The 16,848-nt window shown below is 72.3% G+C and carries 16 protein-coding genes; 14 read left to right on the top strand and 2 right to left on the bottom strand.

Annotation, left to right across the window (positions count from 1 at the left end; all coding sequences use genetic code 11):
- The first annotated feature begins 52 nt into the window (after positions 1 to 52).
- Both clpB and ACWDZ7_RS33415 read left to right on the top strand, forming a co-directional pair.
- Positions 53 to 2,668 carry an ATP-dependent chaperone ClpB gene (clpB, locus tag ACWDZ7_RS33420; RefSeq protein ID WP_451802223.1) on the top strand — a complete coding sequence of 872 codons (2,616 nt, stop codon included), beginning with the start codon at positions 53 to 55 and terminating at the stop codon, positions 2,666 to 2,668.
- Between the two features lie 115 nt (positions 2,669 to 2,783).
- Positions 2,784 to 3,332: a YbjN domain-containing protein gene (locus tag ACWDZ7_RS33415; protein ID WP_451802222.1), complete on the top strand. Its 549-nt coding sequence runs from the start codon at positions 2,784 to 2,786 to the stop codon at positions 3,330 to 3,332.
- A 74-nt stretch (positions 3,333 to 3,406) separates the two neighbouring features.
- Here the strand turns inward: ACWDZ7_RS33415 and ACWDZ7_RS33410 are convergent, their stop codons facing one another.
- On the bottom strand, positions 3,407 to 4,606 hold the full coding sequence (locus tag ACWDZ7_RS33410) for a pyridoxal phosphate-dependent aminotransferase (protein ID WP_451802220.1): 1,200 nt from the start codon (positions 4,604 to 4,606) through the stop codon (positions 3,407 to 3,409).
- A gap of 129 nt (positions 4,607 to 4,735) precedes the next feature.
- Here ACWDZ7_RS33410 and ACWDZ7_RS33405 point away from each other — a divergent pair, with 129 nt between their 5' ends.
- From ACWDZ7_RS33405 to ACWDZ7_RS33370, 8 genes are all read left to right on the top strand, one after another.
- Positions 4,736 to 5,008 carry a hypothetical protein gene (locus ACWDZ7_RS33405; RefSeq protein ID WP_451802219.1) on the top strand — a complete coding sequence of 91 codons (273 nt, stop codon included), beginning with the start codon at positions 4,736 to 4,738 and terminating at the stop codon, positions 5,006 to 5,008.
- Positions 5,009 to 5,346: 338 nt separating this feature from the next.
- Entirely contained in the window at positions 5,347 to 5,871 is a 525-nt protein-coding gene (locus ACWDZ7_RS33400; RefSeq protein ID WP_451519587.1) for a DUF2617 family protein, read from the top strand.
- A gap of 98 nt (positions 5,872 to 5,969) precedes the next feature.
- Positions 5,970 to 7,538 (top strand): polyamine aminopropyltransferase, encoded by a 1,569-nt coding sequence (locus ACWDZ7_RS33395; RefSeq protein ID WP_451802218.1) that lies wholly within the window; start codon positions 5,970 to 5,972, stop codon positions 7,536 to 7,538.
- Between the two features lie 82 nt (positions 7,539 to 7,620).
- Positions 7,621 to 8,496, top strand: coding sequence for an SRPBCC family protein (locus tag ACWDZ7_RS33390; protein WP_451802217.1), 876 nt, complete (start codon positions 7,621 to 7,623; stop codon positions 8,494 to 8,496).
- 25 nt (positions 8,497 to 8,521) lie between these two features.
- Positions 8,522 to 9,316, top strand: a complete 795-nt coding sequence (locus ACWDZ7_RS33385) for an aldose epimerase family protein (RefSeq protein WP_451802215.1) — start codon at positions 8,522 to 8,524, stop codon at positions 9,314 to 9,316.
- A gap of 10 nt (positions 9,317 to 9,326) precedes the next feature.
- On the top strand, positions 9,327 to 9,878 hold the full coding sequence (pyrE, locus tag ACWDZ7_RS33380; RefSeq protein WP_451802213.1) for an orotate phosphoribosyltransferase: 552 nt from the start codon (positions 9,327 to 9,329) through the stop codon (positions 9,876 to 9,878).
- A 138-nt stretch (positions 9,879 to 10,016) separates the two neighbouring features.
- Positions 10,017 to 11,048, top strand: coding sequence for a class II fructose-bisphosphate aldolase (gene fbaA, locus ACWDZ7_RS33375; protein WP_451802212.1), 1,032 nt, complete (start codon positions 10,017 to 10,019; stop codon positions 11,046 to 11,048).
- 123 nt (positions 11,049 to 11,171) lie between these two features.
- On the top strand, positions 11,172 to 11,585 hold the full coding sequence (locus ACWDZ7_RS33370; RefSeq protein WP_451519581.1) for a DUF3151 domain-containing protein: 414 nt from the start codon (positions 11,172 to 11,174) through the stop codon (positions 11,583 to 11,585).
- A 73-nt stretch (positions 11,586 to 11,658) separates the two neighbouring features.
- Here ACWDZ7_RS33370 and ACWDZ7_RS33365 read toward each other — a convergent pair whose 3' ends face one another.
- Positions 11,659 to 12,813: an NADH:flavin oxidoreductase gene (locus ACWDZ7_RS33365; protein WP_451802210.1), complete on the bottom strand. Its 1,155-nt coding sequence runs from the start codon at positions 12,811 to 12,813 to the stop codon at positions 11,659 to 11,661.
- A 123-nt stretch (positions 12,814 to 12,936) separates the two neighbouring features.
- On the opposite strand from ACWDZ7_RS33365, the gene ACWDZ7_RS33360 reads away from it, so the two are divergent.
- From ACWDZ7_RS33360 to ACWDZ7_RS33345, 4 genes are all read left to right on the top strand, one after another.
- Positions 12,937 to 13,533: a CGNR zinc finger domain-containing protein gene (locus ACWDZ7_RS33360; protein WP_451802209.1), complete on the top strand. Its 597-nt coding sequence runs from the start codon at positions 12,937 to 12,939 to the stop codon at positions 13,531 to 13,533.
- Positions 13,534 to 13,695: 162 nt separating this feature from the next.
- Entirely contained in the window at positions 13,696 to 14,526 is an 831-nt protein-coding gene (locus ACWDZ7_RS33355; RefSeq protein WP_451802207.1) for a tryptophan 2,3-dioxygenase family protein, read from the top strand.
- Positions 14,519 to 15,763, top strand: coding sequence for a kynureninase (gene kynU, locus ACWDZ7_RS33350; RefSeq protein ID WP_451802205.1), 1,245 nt, complete (start codon positions 14,519 to 14,521; stop codon positions 15,761 to 15,763). The genes ACWDZ7_RS33355 and kynU overlap by 8 nt, the downstream gene beginning before the upstream one ends.
- Before the next feature lie 102 nt (positions 15,764 to 15,865).
- On the top strand, positions 15,866 to 16,744 hold the full coding sequence (locus tag ACWDZ7_RS33345) for an alpha/beta hydrolase (RefSeq protein ID WP_451802203.1): 879 nt from the start codon (positions 15,866 to 15,868) through the stop codon (positions 16,742 to 16,744).
- Positions 16,745 to 16,848 lie beyond the last annotated feature (104 nt).

Below are 16,848 nucleotides of genomic sequence, written 5' to 3'. Positions count from 1 at the left end.
GGGAACCCGACCCCCGACCAGTGGTGGGATTCCGTAAGGAGGACAAGCGCACGTGGACGCAGAGCTGACCAACAGGAGCCGGGCCGCGATCAACGCGGCCGGTGACCGGGCCGTACAGGACGGGCACCCTGATCTGACGCCGGGGCATCTGCTGCTCGCCCTGCTGGAGGGCCAGGACAACGAGAACATCACCGACCTGCTCGCCGCGGTCGAGGCCGACCAGGCCGGCGTGCGCGCGGACACCGAGCGGGTCCTTGCCGCGCTGCCCAGCGTGACCGGGTCCACCGTCGCGCCGCCGCAGCCCAACCGCGAGCTGCTCGCCGTCATCGCCGACGCCGCCAAGCGCGCGAAGGAGCTGGGCGACGAGTTCCTCTCCACCGAGCACCTGCTCATCGGCATCGCAGCCAAGGGCGGCCGGGCCGGGGAGGCCCTCGCCAAGCACGGGGCCACCGACAAGAAGCTGCTGAACGCATTCGAGACGACAAGGGGAGGGCGCCGGGTGACCACACCCGACCCCGAGGGTCAGTACAAGGCGCTGGAGAAGTTCGGCACCGATTTCACCGCGGCGGCCCGCGAAGGGCGCCTCGATCCCGTCATCGGACGGGACCAGGAGATCCGGCGGGTCGTCCAGGTGCTGTCCCGCCGCACCAAGAACAACCCCGTGCTCATTGGCGAGCCGGGCGTCGGCAAGACCGCCGTCGTCGAGGGTCTCGCCCAGCGCATCGTGAAGGGCGACGTACCGGAGTCGCTGAAGAACAAGCGGCTCGTCTCCCTCGACCTCGGCGCGATGGTCGCGGGCGCCAAGTACCGCGGCGAGTTCGAGGAGCGGCTCAAGACCGTCCTCTCCGAGATCAAGGGGAGCGACGGGCAGATCATCACGTTCATCGACGAGCTGCACACCGTCGTCGGCGCGGGCGCCGGCGGCGATTCGGCCATGGACGCGGGCAACATGCTCAAGCCCATGCTCGCCCGCGGCGAGCTGCGCATGGTCGGCGCCACCACCCTCGACGAGTACCGCGAGCGGATCGAGAAGGACCCCGCCCTGGAGCGGCGCTTCCAGCAGGTCCTCGTCGCCGAGCCGTCCGTCGAGGACTCCATCGCGATCCTGCGTGGACTCAAGGGGCGGTACGAGGCGCACCACAAGGTCCAGATCGCCGACAGCGCCCTGGTGGCCGCCGCCACCCTCTCCGACCGGTACATCACCTCCCGCTTCCTGCCCGACAAGGCCATCGACCTCGTCGACGAGGCGGCGTCCCGGCTCCGTATGGAGATCGACTCCTCACCCGTCGAGATCGACGAGCTCCAGCGCGCCGTCGACCGCCTGAAGATGGAGGAGCTGGCGATCGGCAAGGAGACCGACCCGGCGAGCAAGCAGCGCCTGGAGAAGCTGCGGCGCGACCTCGCCGACAAGCAGGAGGAGCTGCGCGGGCTCACCGCACGCTGGGAGAAGGAGAAGGAGTCCCTCAACCGCGTCGGCGCGCTGAAGGAGAAGCTGGACGAACTGCGCGGCCAGGCCGAGCGCGCCCAGCGGGACGGCGACTTCGACACCGCGTCCAAGCTGCTCTACGGAGAGATCCCGACCCTGGAGCGCGACCTCGAAGCCGCCTCCGAGGCCGAGGAGGAGGCCGTCCAGGCCAAGGACACCATGGTCAAGGAGGAGGTCGGCCCCGACGACATCGCCGACGTCGTCGGATCGTGGACCGGCATCCCCGCCGGGCGCCTCCTGGAGGGCGAGACGCAGAAGCTGCTGCGCATGGAGGACGAGCTGGGCAAGCGGCTCATCGGCCAGGCAGAGGCCGTGCGCGCCGTCTCCGACGCCGTACGCCGCACCCGCGCCGGCATCGCCGACCCCGACCGCCCGACCGGCTCGTTCCTCTTCCTGGGCCCCACCGGCGTCGGCAAGACCGAGCTGGCCAAGGCCCTCGCGGACTTCCTCTTCGACGACGAGCGGGCCATGGTCCGCATCGACATGAGCGAGTACGGCGAGAAGCACAGCGTCGCGCGGCTCGTCGGCGCCCCTCCGGGCTACGTCGGGTACGAGGAGGGCGGCCAGCTCACCGAGGCGGTGCGGCGGCGCCCGTACAGCGTCGTACTCCTCGACGAGGTCGAGAAGGCGCATCCCGAGGTCTTCGACATCCTGCTCCAGGTCCTCGACGACGGGCGCCTCACCGACGGGCAGGGGCGGACGGTGGACTTCCGCAACACCATCCTGGTCCTCACGTCCAACCTGGGCAGCCAGTACCTGGTGGAGCCGCTCACCTCCGAGGAGGAGAAGAAGCAGCAGGTCCTGGAGGTCGTACGAGCGTCCTTCAAGCCCGAGTTCCTCAACCGGCTCGACGACCTGGTCGTCTTCTCCGCGCTCACCAAGGACGAGCTGGCGCACATCGCCCGGCTCCAGATCGACCGCCTCGCCAAGCGGCTCGCCGAGCGCCGCCTCACCCTGGACATCACCCCCGAGGCGCTGACCTGGCTGGCCGACGAGGGCAACGACCCGGCCTACGGCGCGCGTCCCCTGCGGCGCCTCATCCAGACGTCGATCGGCGACCGCCTCGCGAAGGAGATCCTCGCGGGCGAGGTGAAGGACGGCGACGTGGTCCGGGTGGACCGCTTCGAGAACGGCCTGATCGTGGGCCCGGCGACAGAGCCCCCCACGGGTAAGTCGCTGTAACGGTGTCCCGTCTGCCCGGCCGACGGCGGAAACCGGGCAGACGCGGTGCCGGGGTTGCTAGAGGCACCCCATCGTGGGGGAGGATGGCGGGAATCCGTACGAAGGGACAAAGCACGTGAGCATCGACCCGTCCTCGATTCCGAATTTCGGGGGACAGCCCGAACCGCAGCAGGGCGCAGGACCGGCGGGCCCCGTCGTCCCCGACCAGGACCTGGTGAAGCAGCTCCTGGACCAGATGGAGCTCAAGCACGTCGTCGACGACGAGGGTGACCTCGCGGCGCCGTGGGAGGAGTTCCGTACGTACTTCATGTTCCGCGGCGAGGACGACCAGCAGGTCTTCTCGGTGCGGACGTTCTACGACCGGCCCCACCAGATCGAGCAGAAGCAGCAGCTTCTGGAGTCGATCGACGACTGGAACCGCCGCACGCTGTGGCCGAAGGTCTACAGCCACACGCACGACGACGGCACGGTCCGCCTCATTGGCGAGGCCCAGATGCTGATCGGCACCGGAGTCTCCCTGGAGCACTTCGTGTCGTCGACCGTCAGCTGGGTGCGCGCCGCGATCGAGTTCGACCGCTGGCTCGTCGAGCAGCTGGGCCTTGAGTCCGAGGTCGACTCCGCGGAGGGCGAGACCGGCGAGAAGCCGGGCGACGACGAGGCCTGAGGGTCCCTGCGCGCACGAGAGCCCGGCCGGGGCGGCACATCGCCCCGGCCGGGCTCTCGGCGTGCCGGGGGGCCTCAGGCCGCCAGTGACTTGAGGCGGTCCACGGCCTCCTCAAGTACGGAGGTCCGCTTGCAGAAGGCGAAGCGGACGAAGGGGGCGCCCGCGTCGCGGTGGTCGTAGAAGACCGCGTTCGGGATGGCGACGACGCCGGCCCGCTCCGGGAGCGCGCGGCAGAAGGCGAAGCCGTCGGTCGTCCCCAGAGGGGTGATGTCGGTCGTCACGAAGTACGTGCCCGCCGGGCGGTAGACGTCGAAGCCCGCCGCCGCCAGACCCTCGGAGAGCAGGTCCCGCTTGGCCCGCATGTCCGCGCGGAAGTCGTCGAAGTAGGAGGCCGGGAGGGCGAGCGCCTCCGCGATGGCGTACTGGAAGGGGCCGGAGGACACGTACGTGAGGAACTGCTTCGCCGAGCGGACCGCCGCGACCAGCTCCGGCGTGGAGGTCAGCCAGCCGACCTTCCAGCCGGTGAACGAGAACGTCTTGCCCGCGGACCCGATCGTGACCGTGCGCTCGCGCATGCCGGGGAAGGAGGCGAGCGGGATGTGCTCGGCGTCGTCGAAGACGAGGTGCTCGTAGACCTCGTCGGTGACCACGAGCAGATCGCGCTCGACCGCCAGCTTCGCGATCTCGGCCAGCTCGGCGCGGGTGAGGACGGTGCCGGTCGGGTTGTGCGGGGTGTTGAGGAGGATCAGCCGGGTGCGGGGCGTCACCGCGTCGCGCAGCTCGTCGAGGTCCAGGCGGAAGCGGCCGTCGCCGGGGCGCAGCGTGACGGGGACCCGGGCGCCGCCCGCCAGCGCGATCGAGGCGGCGTACGAGTCGTAGTACGGCTCCAGCGCGATGACCTCGTCGCCCGGTTCGACGAGGGCGAGCAGGGACGCCGCGATCGCCTCGGTCGCGCCCGCCGTCACGAGGACCTCGCGGTCGGGGTCGTGGGCGAGGCCGTAACGGGAGAGCTGGTGGGCGGCGATCGCCTCGCGCAGCTCCGGGACGCCCGGCCCCGGCGGGTACTGGTTGCCGCGGCCGTCGCGCAGCGCCCGTACGGCCGCCTCGCGCACGGACTCGGGGCCGTCCGTGTCCGGGAAGCCCTGGCCCAGATTGATCGCGCCCGTGGAGACCGCGAGCGCGGACATCTCGGCGAAAATCGTCGTACCGAACTCGGCGAGGCGGCGGTTGAGCAGCGGGCGCCCGCTCCCGGAAGTGGAGGTCATGGCCGCCATCCTGCGCCGAACCTCTGGACTTCCTCAACTCTGCTTTGGGCCGCCGTGCCCGGGGGCATCCCCCTGTCACGCAGGAAGCGAGGCCCACGGGGGACCGCGCTTCGGGGGAACGGAAGGGGCGTGGTGGTCATGTTCGTGGCCTTCATCTTCGTCGCGGTACTCATCTTCGCCGTGGTCGCGGCGGGCAACTTCGGGGCGCGCCGCAGGCGCCGCGGCCGCTCGGGCTGGAGCTCGGGCACCGCGTCGAGCACGGCGGGCGGGGGCAGTTGGTGGGCCGGGGGCGGCGACAGCGGCGGCTCCTCGTGCGGTGGCGGCAGCTCCTCGTGCGGCAGTGGTTCCTCGTGCGGGGGCGGCGGCTCCTCGTGCGGTGGTGGCGGGGGCGGATGCGGCGGAGGCAGCTGACACGGGGCAGCTGGTCCACCGATTCCAGTGGGCGCCCGGCGGGGATACAACTCCCGCCGGGTGCTTCGGCGTTGTGCGGCATTGAACAGTTGAACTGTGCGGCCCCCAGGGGGATGGAAACCCTACGAAGTTGGGTAAAAACGCTGTGGCACTGCCGTCTACCATGATTCCCTCTTATACGTCAGTACCGCCCTCGGACGTCCGTCACGGGTTTGGCCAGCCGAAGTCTGGAGACCCGTAAGTGACGTGCACGTGGGCACGAGCCGGTATTCCGACCTCCCGGTGTCCGATCCGGGTGCGCCGGCCCCACCTCCATTGCGTGTTAGCGGAGCCGACCCATGCTCACGACCCTGAAGACTGTCTATACCGACACGCGCGCCGCGGACCTGGCCTGGGCCCTGGGGCGCGAGCCCCTGCCCGCGCTGGCGACGCTCGATGTGGAACTGACCCACGCCACCATGCAGTTGAGACTCCTCGGGGCCTCGCACCAAGTGCTCCTTGAGGACGAGCAGGGCAGCTGTTCCGAGACCGTGGCCTGCATCCCCGGCAGCAGCACGCCGCTGCCACTCGGCGTCTCCAAGCGGCTCGGCGAGTGGGAGTACGAGTTCGCCGCACGCGTCGAGACCCTCTCGCCCGGCCAATTCGCCGGACGCGCGCAGGAGTTGCTCGCCCTGGTCGCCGAGCACCCGCATGGCCTGGCCGGAGTCTTCCCCGGCAGCCCGCACGCCTTCACGGCCATGCTGGCGCAGCGGCACGAGGCATCGGTGATGTGGCGCACGTGGCACGCGTATCCGCAGGACGGCCAGTTGGTGGCCACGCGGACGCGTGTGGGCGTGCGGACGCCGCTGCCCGCGACGCTGTGACCGGTGACGCGTGACCGGGGGGACGCGCCGCGACGGGCGGTCCTTTTGCACCCTTGTGGGGGACCCGGCGTGAGTGCGCGGTGACGTAGCGTTCTTGGGTGCTCGAGTCGACGGTGCGGTTGCCGGTCTCGCCCCGAGCAGGACGGTTCCTCGTTCTGGTGGGCGTGTTCGTCTGCGCTGCCTGCGGGCTCGTCTACGAACTCGAACTCGTCGCCCTCGCCGCGTACTTGATCGGTGACTCGGTCACCCAGGCCTCCGTCGTGCTCTCCGTGATGGTCTTCGCCATGGGCATCGGCTCGCTGCTCGCCAAGCGGCTGCGGCGCCGCGCCTCCGTCTGGTTCGGCGTCGTCGAGGCGACGCTCGCGCTGGTGGGCGGGGGCAGCGCCATGGCGCTGTACGCGGCGTTCGCGTGGACCGGTGACCGGGGCGAGGTCTGGGCGGGCGGCTCGCGCTACCTCCTTGTCGCGTTCTCCCTCGCCATCGGCGTCCTCATCGGCGCCGAGGTGCCGCTCCTGATGGTCCTCATCCAGCGCATCCGGCGCCAGGACGCGGGCGGCGCCGTCGCCGACCTGTTCGCCGCCGACTACGTGGGCGCGCTGGTCGGCGGCCTCGCCTTCCCCTTCCTGCTCCTTCCGGTGCTCGGGCAGCTCACGGGCGCCCTGTTCACCGGCGCGGTCAACGCGGTGGCGGGCGGCGCGCTCGTCCTCGGCCTGTTCGGGCGGGACCTGAGCGTGCGCGGCCGCTGGGCGCTGCTCGTCGCGAACGCCGCGGTGCTCGCCCTGCTCGCCTCGGCCGCCGTGCTCGTCGACGACTTCGAGCGGGCCGCGCGGCGGGCGGTGTACGGCGCGGAGGTCCGCGTAGCCGTGCAGACGGACGTACAGGAAGTCGTCCTCACCGGAGGGCGGCTGCGCTCCCTCGACCTCTTCATCGACGGGCGCCTGCGCATCAGCGGACGCGACGAGCACCGCTACCACGAGGGGCTCGTCCGGCCGGCGATGCGAGGCCCCCACGCGCGCGTGCTCGTCCTCGGCGGCGGTGACGGACTCGCGGCGCGCGAAGTCCTGCGCCACCGGGGCGTGCGCCGCGTCGACGTCGTCGAGATGGACGCGGGCGTCATCGACCTGGCGCGGCACGACCCGGCCCTGAGCGAGCTGAACGGCCACGCCTTCGAGGACCGCCGGGCGCGGGTGGTGAACGCCGAGGCGTTCGGCTGGCTGCGCTCGGCGCGCGCGACGTACGACGTGGTGGTCTCCGATCTGCCGGACCCGGGCATCACCGCCAGCGCGAAGCTGTACTCCCAGGAGTTCTACGGCCTCGTCACCCGCGTCCTCGCCCCCGGCGGCCGCCTCGCCGTGCACGGGGGCTCGGTGTTGGCGCGGCCGCGGGCCTTCTGGACGGTGGAGGCGACGCTGCGGGCGGCGGGCCTCGAGACCGTGCCGTACCGCCTGGGCGGGCGGCGGTCCGGGTTCGCGGCCGGGCCCGACCGCACGTCGGAGGGTGCGCGGGCGCCGCGCGACTGGGGGTTCGTGGTGGCCTCGCGGACGCGTCCGTCGGTGCTGCGCGCGGCCCGGTCCGAGGTGGTGCGCGCCGGGGTGCGGCCGGCCGAGCGGACCCGGGTGGCGGGGCTCCCGGCGTCCACCCTGGTGCACCCGCGTTACGCGAACTGACGCACGCGGTCCGGCGAACCGCCGCACATAGTCCGGCGAACCGCCGCACATAGTGGCGAGTGCGTGGGTAGGCTCGACTGCCATGGAGCATGAGGTGTTCGTTCCGGTTTCGGCAGAGCGTCTCCGGCAGGTCCTGGCAGACCCCGTGCGGGTCGCCGGGGCGGTGCCCGCGCTCCAGCGCGACGTCGAGGAGAAGGCGGGGCCGCTCTCCGGCCGCCTCAAGGTGCGCGTCGGGGGGCACACCATCACGTACCGGGGTGCGGCGAGGGCCGAGGGCCGCGCCGACGGGACGTACGTCATCGAGGGCGAGGGGACGGAGGCGCGCGGCTCCGGTTCCGTGAAGCTCTCGCTGACCGTGCGGCTCGTGCCGGCCGTCGCGGGGACGACCGTCGTCTTCGGCGGGACGGCCGCCGCCGACGGCCGGATCACGGAGAGTTCTCCACAGGCTGTGGAATCCGCTGTGCGCAGACTCCTCGAACGGTTCGCGGAGGGGCTCGCGGCGGTGGCGCCCGCGGACTCCGGACCGGCCGAGCCCGATGAGCGGCGCCCGGCGCCCACCGTCTTCGAGACGGAGGTGCCACCGCCGTCCCTGGACCCGCTGAGCGACGAGGCGGACGACGTCGACGACGCGGACGACGCCGAGGACCTGGATGACGTGGACGACGCCGTCGACGTGCTCGACATGGACGAGGACGAGGACATCGACGGCGTCGACGGCATCGACGACGACGTGAGCGACATCGACGTACCACCCGCCGAGGCCGCGCACGCCCGCCGCACGATGATCGGCCGCAGCGCCGAGGAGGTCGACCACGCCCCGCCCCGCGGCCGGTACGCCCCCGCGCCCGCCCCGGAGGCGCTGTCCGCCGGCGCCACCCTGCGCTGGGCCGCGCCCGCCGCCGCCCTCGCGCTCGCCTCGGCGATCGTGGTCGGCAGGGCCCTGCGCCGCCGCCGCTGACCGCGTACGCCGTAGGGTCGGCCCCGTGAGTACCAAAGACGTGACCTTGACCGCGGGCGCCGCGGAAGTGACCGTGCAGCCGGGCAACGGCTGCCGCATCGGAAGCCTGCGCATCGACGGCGTGGAGCTGCTGAGGCAGGGGGAGCGGTACGGCTGCTTCCCGATGGTGCCGTGGTGCGGCCGCGTCGAGAACGGCCGGTTCCGCGACGGGGCGGCCGTCCACCAGATGCCGCTGAACTCCCCGCCCCACGCCATCCACGGCTTCGCCCGCGACGCCGAGTGGCGCACGGCGCGCGTCTCGAGGACCGAGGCCGTCTTCACGTACGACCTCACCGACCCGTGGCCCTACCCGGGGCGCGTCACCCAGATCGTGGAACTCACCGACGACGCGTTGACGCTGCGCCTCGGCGTCGAGACGTACGGCGACTCCTTCCCCGCGCAGGCCGGCTGGCACCCGTGGTTCAACCGGGCCCTGGACGGCGGCGGCGACCCCGTGCGCATCGACTTCACCCCCTCCTGGCAGGAGGAGCGCGGCGGCGACCACCTGCCCACCGGCCGCCGCATCGACCCGAAGCCGGGCCCCTGGGACGACTGCTTCGGCATGCCCGAGGGCGTCGACGTGACGCTGACGTGGCCCGAGCGGCTCGCCGTGAACGTCAAGAGCCGCGAGCAGTGGGTCGTCGTCTACGACGAGCAGGAGCCCGCCGTGTGCGTGGAGCCGCAGACCGGTCCGCCCAACGGGCTCAACACCGCGCCCCGCCTGGTCACGCCCATCGAGCCCCTGGAGACGTCGACGACCTGGACCTGGACGCGGCTTTAAGCTGGCAGGCATGACTGACGACGTACGTGGCGCGCTGCTGCAGCAGATCAAGGACAAGGCCGTGGTGCACGGCAAGGTGACCCTCTCCTCGGGTCTTGAGGCCGACTACTACATCGACCTGCGCCGCATCACCCTCGACGGCGAGGCCGCCCCCCTGGTCGGCCAGGTGCTGCTGGACCTCACCGCCGACCTCGACTTCGACGCCGTGGGCGGCCTGACCATGGGCGCCGACCCCGTCGCCGGCGCGATGCTGCACGCGTCCGCCGCGCGCGGCAGGCGCCTGGACGCCTTCGTGGTCCGCAAGGCCGCCAAGGCGCACGGCATGCAGCGCCGCGTCGAGGGCCCGGACATCAAGGGGCGCCGCGTTCTCGTCGTCGAGGACACCTCCACCACCGGTGGCTCCCCGCTCACCGCCGTCGAGGCCGTGCGCGAGGCGGGCGCCGAGGTCGTCGGCGTCGCGACCATCGTGGACCGTGCCACCGGGGCGGGCGAGAAGATCACCGACGGCGCGGGCGTGCCGTACCTCTTCGCGTACTCGAAGGACGATCTCGGACTGGACTGACGACCGGTCCGGACCGCCGGCCGACGTCCCAGTCCGGTCGGCGGCCGAGTCTGGAAAGATGGGGGCGACGATGTCGTCGCCCCCAGGTCAGGGTCAAGCAGCACAGCACCCCACCCGCACATCACAAGGAGCGGACACATGCCCATCGCAACTCCCGAGGTCTACAACGAGATGCTCGACCGGGCGAAGGCAGGCAAGTTCGCCTACCCGGCCATCAACGTGACCTCCTCGCAGACCCTGCACGCCGCGCTGCGCGGTTTCGCGGAGGCCGAGAGCGACGGCATCATCCAGATCTCGACCGGTGGCGCGGAGTTCCTGGGCGGCCAGTACAGCAAGGACATGGTGACCGGCGCGGTCGCGCTCGCCGAGTTCGCGCACATCGTCGCCGCGAAGTACGACGTCACGGTCGCGCTGCACACGGACCACTGCCCCAAGGACAAGCTGGACACGTACGTCCGTCCGCTGATCGACGTCTCCGCCGAGCGCGTCGCCAAGGGCCTGAACCCGCTCTTCCAGTCGCACATGTGGGACGGCTCCGCCGAGACCCTCGCCGACAACCTGGCCATCGGCCAGGAGCTGCTCGCGAAGGCCGCCGCCGCGAAGATCATCCTTGAGGTCGAGATCACCCCGACCGGCGGCGAGGAGGACGGCGTCACGCACGAGATCAACGACGAGCTGTACACCACCGTCGACGACGCGCTGCGCACCGCCGAGGCGCTGGGCCTGGGCGAGCAGGGCCGCTACCTCCTGGCCGCGTCCTTCGGCAACGTCCACGGCGTCTACAAGCCGGGCAACGTCGTCCTCCGTCCCGAGCTACTCAAGGATCTCCAGGAGGGCGTCGCCGCCAAGTACAACAAGGCCGCCGGCGCGCAGCCGTTCGACTTCGTCTTCCACGGCGGCTCCGGCTCCACCGCCGAGGAGATCTCCACCGCCCTGGAGAACGGCGTCGTCAAGATGAACCTCGACACCGACACGCAGTACGCCTTCACGCGGCCCGTCGCGGACCACATGTTCCGCAACTACGACGGCGTCCTGAAGGTCGACGGCGAGGTCGGCTCGAAGAAGACGTACGACCCGCGCACGTGGGGCAAGCTCGCCGAGGCGGGCATGGCCAAGCGCGTCACCGAGGCGTGCGCGAACCTGCGCTCCTCGGGTACGAAGCTGAAGTAGTCCTTCAGCGGCTTCGCGTACGAGGCGAAGGCGTACGAGGTGAAGGCCCCGGGTCACCCGACCCGGGGCCTTCGACGTGCACCCGGGGTCTTCGCCGTACCGGCATGCCGCAGACTTGGACCCATGGCCATTCACAAGGATCTGCTCGGGGGACCGCCCCCGACCCACCTGCCCGACGACCCGGAGCCGCGCGAGCTGCTGGCGAACGGCACGGCGCCCGCCGACGTCGCCGCCAAGTACCCCACGTCCTCCCTGGCGTGGGCGCAGCTCGCCGACGACGCGTTCGAGCGCGGCAGCGTCGTCGAGTCGTACGCGTACGCCCGTACGGGTTACCACCGCGGCCTGGACTCCCTGCGCCGCAGCGGCTGGAAGGGCCACGGCCCGGTGCCGTGGGAGCACGAGCCCAACCGGGGCTTCCTGCGGGCGCTGCACGCCCTCGCGCGGGCGGCGCAGGCGATCGGCGAGCAGGAGGAGTACGAGCGCTGCGCGGGCTTCCTGCGGGACTCCTCCGCGACGGCGGCGGAGACGCTGAACTGACGTGGTCCCCGCGCCCCACAGGGGCGCGGGGAACTGCGCGCCCAGCCGAAGTCAGCCCGCAGAGAAGAACCAGTCAGCGCAGCTCGCCCAGCAGCCCCGCGTCGTAGGGCGCCGCCTCCGCAAGGCGGTCAGTGAGCGCCTTGTTCGCCCACTCCGCGTCCGCGATCAGCGCGCGGCCCACCGCGATCACATCGAACTCGTCCCGCTCCATGCGGTCCAGAAGCAGGTCGATGCCGGTGGACGCGGTCTCCTTGGCGAAGCCCTGCGGGCCCACGAACTCCTTGTCGAGGCCGACCGAGCCGACGGACAGCGTGGCCTTGCCGGTGAGCTTCTTGACCCAGCCGGCGAGGTTCAGGTCGTCGCCCTCGAACTCGGGAAGCCAGTAGCGGCGCGTGGAGGCGTGGAAGGCGTCGACGCCCGCGGCCGCCAACGGGGCCAGCAGGGAATCCAGCTCGGCGGGGTCCGCCGCCAGCTTCGCGTCGAACGCGTACGCCTTCCACTGGGAGAGCCGGAAGATCACGGGGAAGGACGGCGAGACGGCCGCGCGCACCGCCTCGACGATCTCGCGCGCGAAACGGGTGCGGGACGCGAGGTCGCCGCCGTAGCCGTCGGTGCGGCGGTTGGTGGTGCCCCAGAGGAACTGGTCGATCAAGTAGCCGTGGGCGCCGTGCAGTTCGACCCCGTCGAAGCCGATCCGCTCGGCGGCGGCCGCGCTGTCCGCGAAGGCGGCGATCACCGCGTCGATGTCGGCGCCCGTCATCGCCCGGCCCTTGGCGCCGCCGTCCAGGCCGATGCCGGAGGGACCCGCCGGGGGCGCCGAGGGGATCGGGCCCTGGCCCTCGTCGCGGGCCGTGCCGACGTGCCAGAGCTGCGGGACGATCTTCCCGCCCGCCGTGTGCACGGCCTCGGCGACCCGCTGCCAGCCCGCGAGCGCGGCCTCGCCGTGGAAGTGCGGGACGCGGTGGCTGCTGCCCGCCGAGGGGTGGTCGACGTAGGTGCCCTCGGTGACGATCAGGCCGACGCCGCCCGCCGCGCGGCGCGCGTAGTACTCCGCGACGTCCGAGCCGGGCACGCCGTCGGGCGAGAACTCCCGGGTCATGGGAGCCATGGCGATCCGGTTGGGGAGGGTGAGGCCGTTGATGTCGAAGGGGCGGCCGAGTATCCGTGCGGCACGTGAGGTGTCCGTCCCCGTCGCGTGCGTTGCTTCCGTGGCTTCCGTGGCTTCCATGGGGGCCTCCTGGCAATCGGGTGAGCTCTTGATCGGGCTCTCGGTACGCATGACGTCCTACGACGCTGACAGCAATGTAAGCCCTTTACTAATGTCTCCTTCAGGGCGGGTACCTTGAGAGGCATGAACTGGCCAGCGACCGAGCGCCACTGCCTGAGCCCCGCGCCCGGCGGCCTCTCCCTCGTCCAGGAGCTCCTGAACACCGCGCCCGCCGCCCGGCCGGGCACCGCCGACCTGCCCGATCTCCTGGGTGACGGCGCGCTCGGCGGCGCCCAGGAGTGGGCCGACCGGGCCGTGCGCGGCTGGGCCCGCGAGACGGGGCGGCCCGACGTGCAGCTCGTCCTGACGGACGAGGATCTGCCGAAGCTGCGCTGTCTGCGGGACCAGGTGCGGCGCGCGCTCGCCGCGGGCGACCGGCGCGGGGACGCGGTGCGCTTCACCTCCGCGCCCGTCGTCGTCGGGCTCGCGGGCGACGGCACGCTGACCGTGGAGCCGGAGGGCGCGGGCGCCCGCTGGCTGGCCTCCGCCGTGCTCGCCGAGGCGCTGCTCGCCCAGGCCTCGGGCGTCTGGCGCCGCCTGAAGATCTGCCGCAACGCGTCCTGCGCCGCCGCGTTCTACGACCGCTCCCGCAACAACAGCGGCGTCTGGCACTCCGTGCGCGGCTGCGGGAACGCCGCCCACCTGCGAGCCTGTCGGGAGCGTCGCCGCGTACAGGAGTAAGTACGGGGATGACAGCAGTGTGAGGCGTTAGGAGCTGTTTCCGAACGGGTGTGCCTTGCCGTTTCGGGGAAAGTTGCAGAGGATTCCGGTGGGGACCGGGGCCCCCGTGCCGGTAACGGCAGGGGCGGACCGCTACCCGGAGTACGTATCAAGGAGACAGCGATGTCCCCAGAAGCGCATGAGGCCGAGAGTCCGAACCTCGACTTCGCGGGCACCACCCCGTATGAGGACTACGTCCAGGCGGACGTGCTCACCCACCTCCAGCATCTGCGCTCGGACGATCCCGGCGAGATGGTCTTCCTGGTCACCACCCAGGTCATGGAGCTGTGGTTCACCGTGATCGTCCACGAGTGGGAGACCGCCGCGCAGGCGCTGCGCCGCGACGACATCCCGGTCGCCGTGGCCGCGCTCAAGCGCAGCGTCCGCGAGCTGGAGGCCCTGAACCACTCCTGGACGCCGCTCGCCCAGCTGACCCCCGCGCAGTTCAACTCCTACCGCGGCGCGCTCGGCGAGGGCTCCGGCTTCCAGTCGGCGATGTACCGCCGCATGGAGTTCCTGCTCGGCGACAAGTCGGCGTCCATGCTGGTCCCGCACCGGGGCGCGCCGCGCGTCCACGCGGAGCTGGAGAAGGCCCTGCACGAGCCGAGCCTGTACGACGAGGTGCTCAGGCTCCTCGCCCGCCGGGGCCACGCGGTCCCGGCGGGCGTCCTGGAGCGCGACCTCTCGAAGAAGTACGAGCCGTCGCCCGAGGTCGAGGCCGTCTGGACGGAGCTCTACTCCGGCGACGAGAGCGGTGACCTGGCCCGCCTCGGCGAGACGCTGACGGACGTGGCCGAGCTGGTCTGGCGCTGGCGCAACGACCACCTGGTCGCCACGCGCCGCGCGATGGGCTCCAAGACGGGCACGGGCGGCTCCGCCGGCGTGGCCTGGCTGGAGAAGCGCGCGACGAAGAACGTGTTCCCCGAGCTGTGGACGGCGAGGAGCCATGTCTGACCTGAGTGACCACCCGACCGACCCGCGTGAGCAGGCGCGAATTCTGGATGCCGGGGACGGACTGCGCGACAAGCGGGCGGAGTTCGTCCTCGACGACACCGTCTACCTGGACGGCAACTCCCTGGGCGCCCTGCCCGCCAACGTGCCGGGCCGCGTCGCGGACGTCGTCGCCCGCCAGTGGGGCGAGCTGCGCATCCGCTCCTGGGGCGAGAGCGGCTGGTGGACGGCGCCCGAGCGCGTCGGCGACCGCATCGCGCCGCTGGTCGGCGCCGGTCCGGGCCGGATCGTGGTCGGTGACTCGACGAGCGTGAACGTCTTCAAGGCGCTGGTGGCGGCCGTACGTATGGCGCGCGGCGCGGGCGAGGGCGAGAGCCGGGGCAACCCGGATGGGGCGCGCGACGAGATCATCGTCGACGCCACCACCTTCCCCACGGACGGCTACATCGCCCAGTCGGCGGCCCGCCTCACCGGCTGCCGGCTGATCCCGCTCGCCCCGTCCGAGGTGCCCGCGGCGCTGGGCCCCCGGACGGCCGCCGTGCTGCTCAACCACGCCGACTACCGCACGGGCCGCCTGCACGGCCTGCCCGGTCTGACGGCGGCCGTCCACGCGGCGGGCGCGCTCGCCGTCTGGGACCTCTGCCACACGGCGGGCGCCCTGCCGGTCGGCCTGGACGAGCACGGCGTGGACCTGGCGGTCGGCTGTACGTACAAGTACCTGAACGGCGGCCCCGGTTCGCCCGCGTACCTCTATGTGCGCGAGGAGCTGCAGGAGCGCTTCGACTCGCCGCTGCCCGGCTGGAACTCGCACGCCGAGCCCTTCGGGATGCGCCCCGAGTTCGAGGCGGCGCGGGGCGCGGCGCGCGGTCGCGTCGGTACGCCCGACATCCTGTCGATGCTCGCCCTGGAAGCGGCGCTCGACGTCTGGGAGGGCGTCTCCATCGAGGCGGTGCGGGCCAAGTCGCTCGCCCTGACCGACTTCTTCCTGCGGTGCGTCGAGGCGTACGTACCGAAGGGGCGGGTGGAGTCGCTCACCCCGGACGCGCACGCCGAGCGCGGCAGCCAGGTCGCACTGCGCTGCGAGGGTGCGGGCGAGGTGATGAAGCGGCTGATCGAGCGGGGCGTGGTCGGTGACTTCCGCGCCCCGGACGTGCTGCGCTTCGGGTTCACCCCGCTGTACGTCTCCTTCGCCGACGCCGAGCGGGCGGCCCGCGTCCTCGCGGAGATCCTGGACGCGTGACGCCGGTGCGGTGATGCCGTTCCCGTCCTCCGTAAACTGCGGAGGACGGGACGGATCCGCCCACCGCCCACCGCTGTCGAACCGCTGTCGAGAGGTTGCCGCATGCCGGACGACGCCGCCGTGGCCCGCGATGCCGCCGAGGCCGAAGCCGCCTTCTCGCATCCCGCCGTGGAGCCGGACGCCACCGCCACGTACGGCGACCACCCCGACCAGGTCATCGACTTCTACGCGCCGAGGGGCGACACGCCCCGGCCCGCGCCGCTGGTCGTCGCCCTGCACGGCGGCGCCTGGCGCGCGCCGTACGACCGGCGGCACCTCACGCCGTTCGCCGACTTCCTCGCGCGCCGCGGCTTCGCGGTCGCCAACGTCGAGTACCGCAGGGGCCGTCCCATCCCCGCCCAGGGCGGTACGAGCCCGGTGGCCGGGCGCTGGCCGGAGACCTTCGACGACGTGGCCGCCGCCTTCGACGCGCTTCCCTCGCTCGTACGCGGTGCCCTCCCGTCGGCCGACCCGCGCCGCACGGTCGTCACCGGGCACTCCGCGGGCGGCCACCTCGCGCTGTGGGCGGCGGCGCGGCACCTGCTGCCCGCCGACGCGCCCTGGCGCACCGGGCGCCCGGCCCCGCTGCGCGGTGTCGTCGCGCTCGCGCCGATCGCGGACTTCGCGGTCGCCGAGGAGCTGGAGGTCTGCGGCGGCGCCTGTGGCCAACTCCTCGGGGGCGAGGAGAAGTTCGTGGAGCGGCTGCCGTACGCCGATCCGGCCGCGCTGCTCCCGACGGGCATCGCCACGACCGTCGTACAGGGCCGCGCCGACATCACCGTGCCGCACGCCGTGGCCGAGGCGTACGCCGACGCGGCGGCCAGGGCGGGCGAGGTCGTGGGTCTCACCCTCCTCGAAGACGTGGGGCACTTCCCGCTGATCGACCCGGCGGCGGACGCGTGCGCGGTGGTCGCGGAGGAGATCGCGCAGCTGGCGTTCTGAGACGGCCTGTAAAGGGTGTTGCAGAAGGCCGTGGTCACCCAGCGCGAAGTGGGCGGCTGGTCTGCTGGTTCATGCGGCGAGGGCGAGGTTGTGCATGGTGGCGA

It is taken from the genome of Streptomyces sp. NPDC003032 (assembly GCF_053591415.1).
This window is presented reverse-complemented; position numbering and strand designations above follow the sequence as displayed.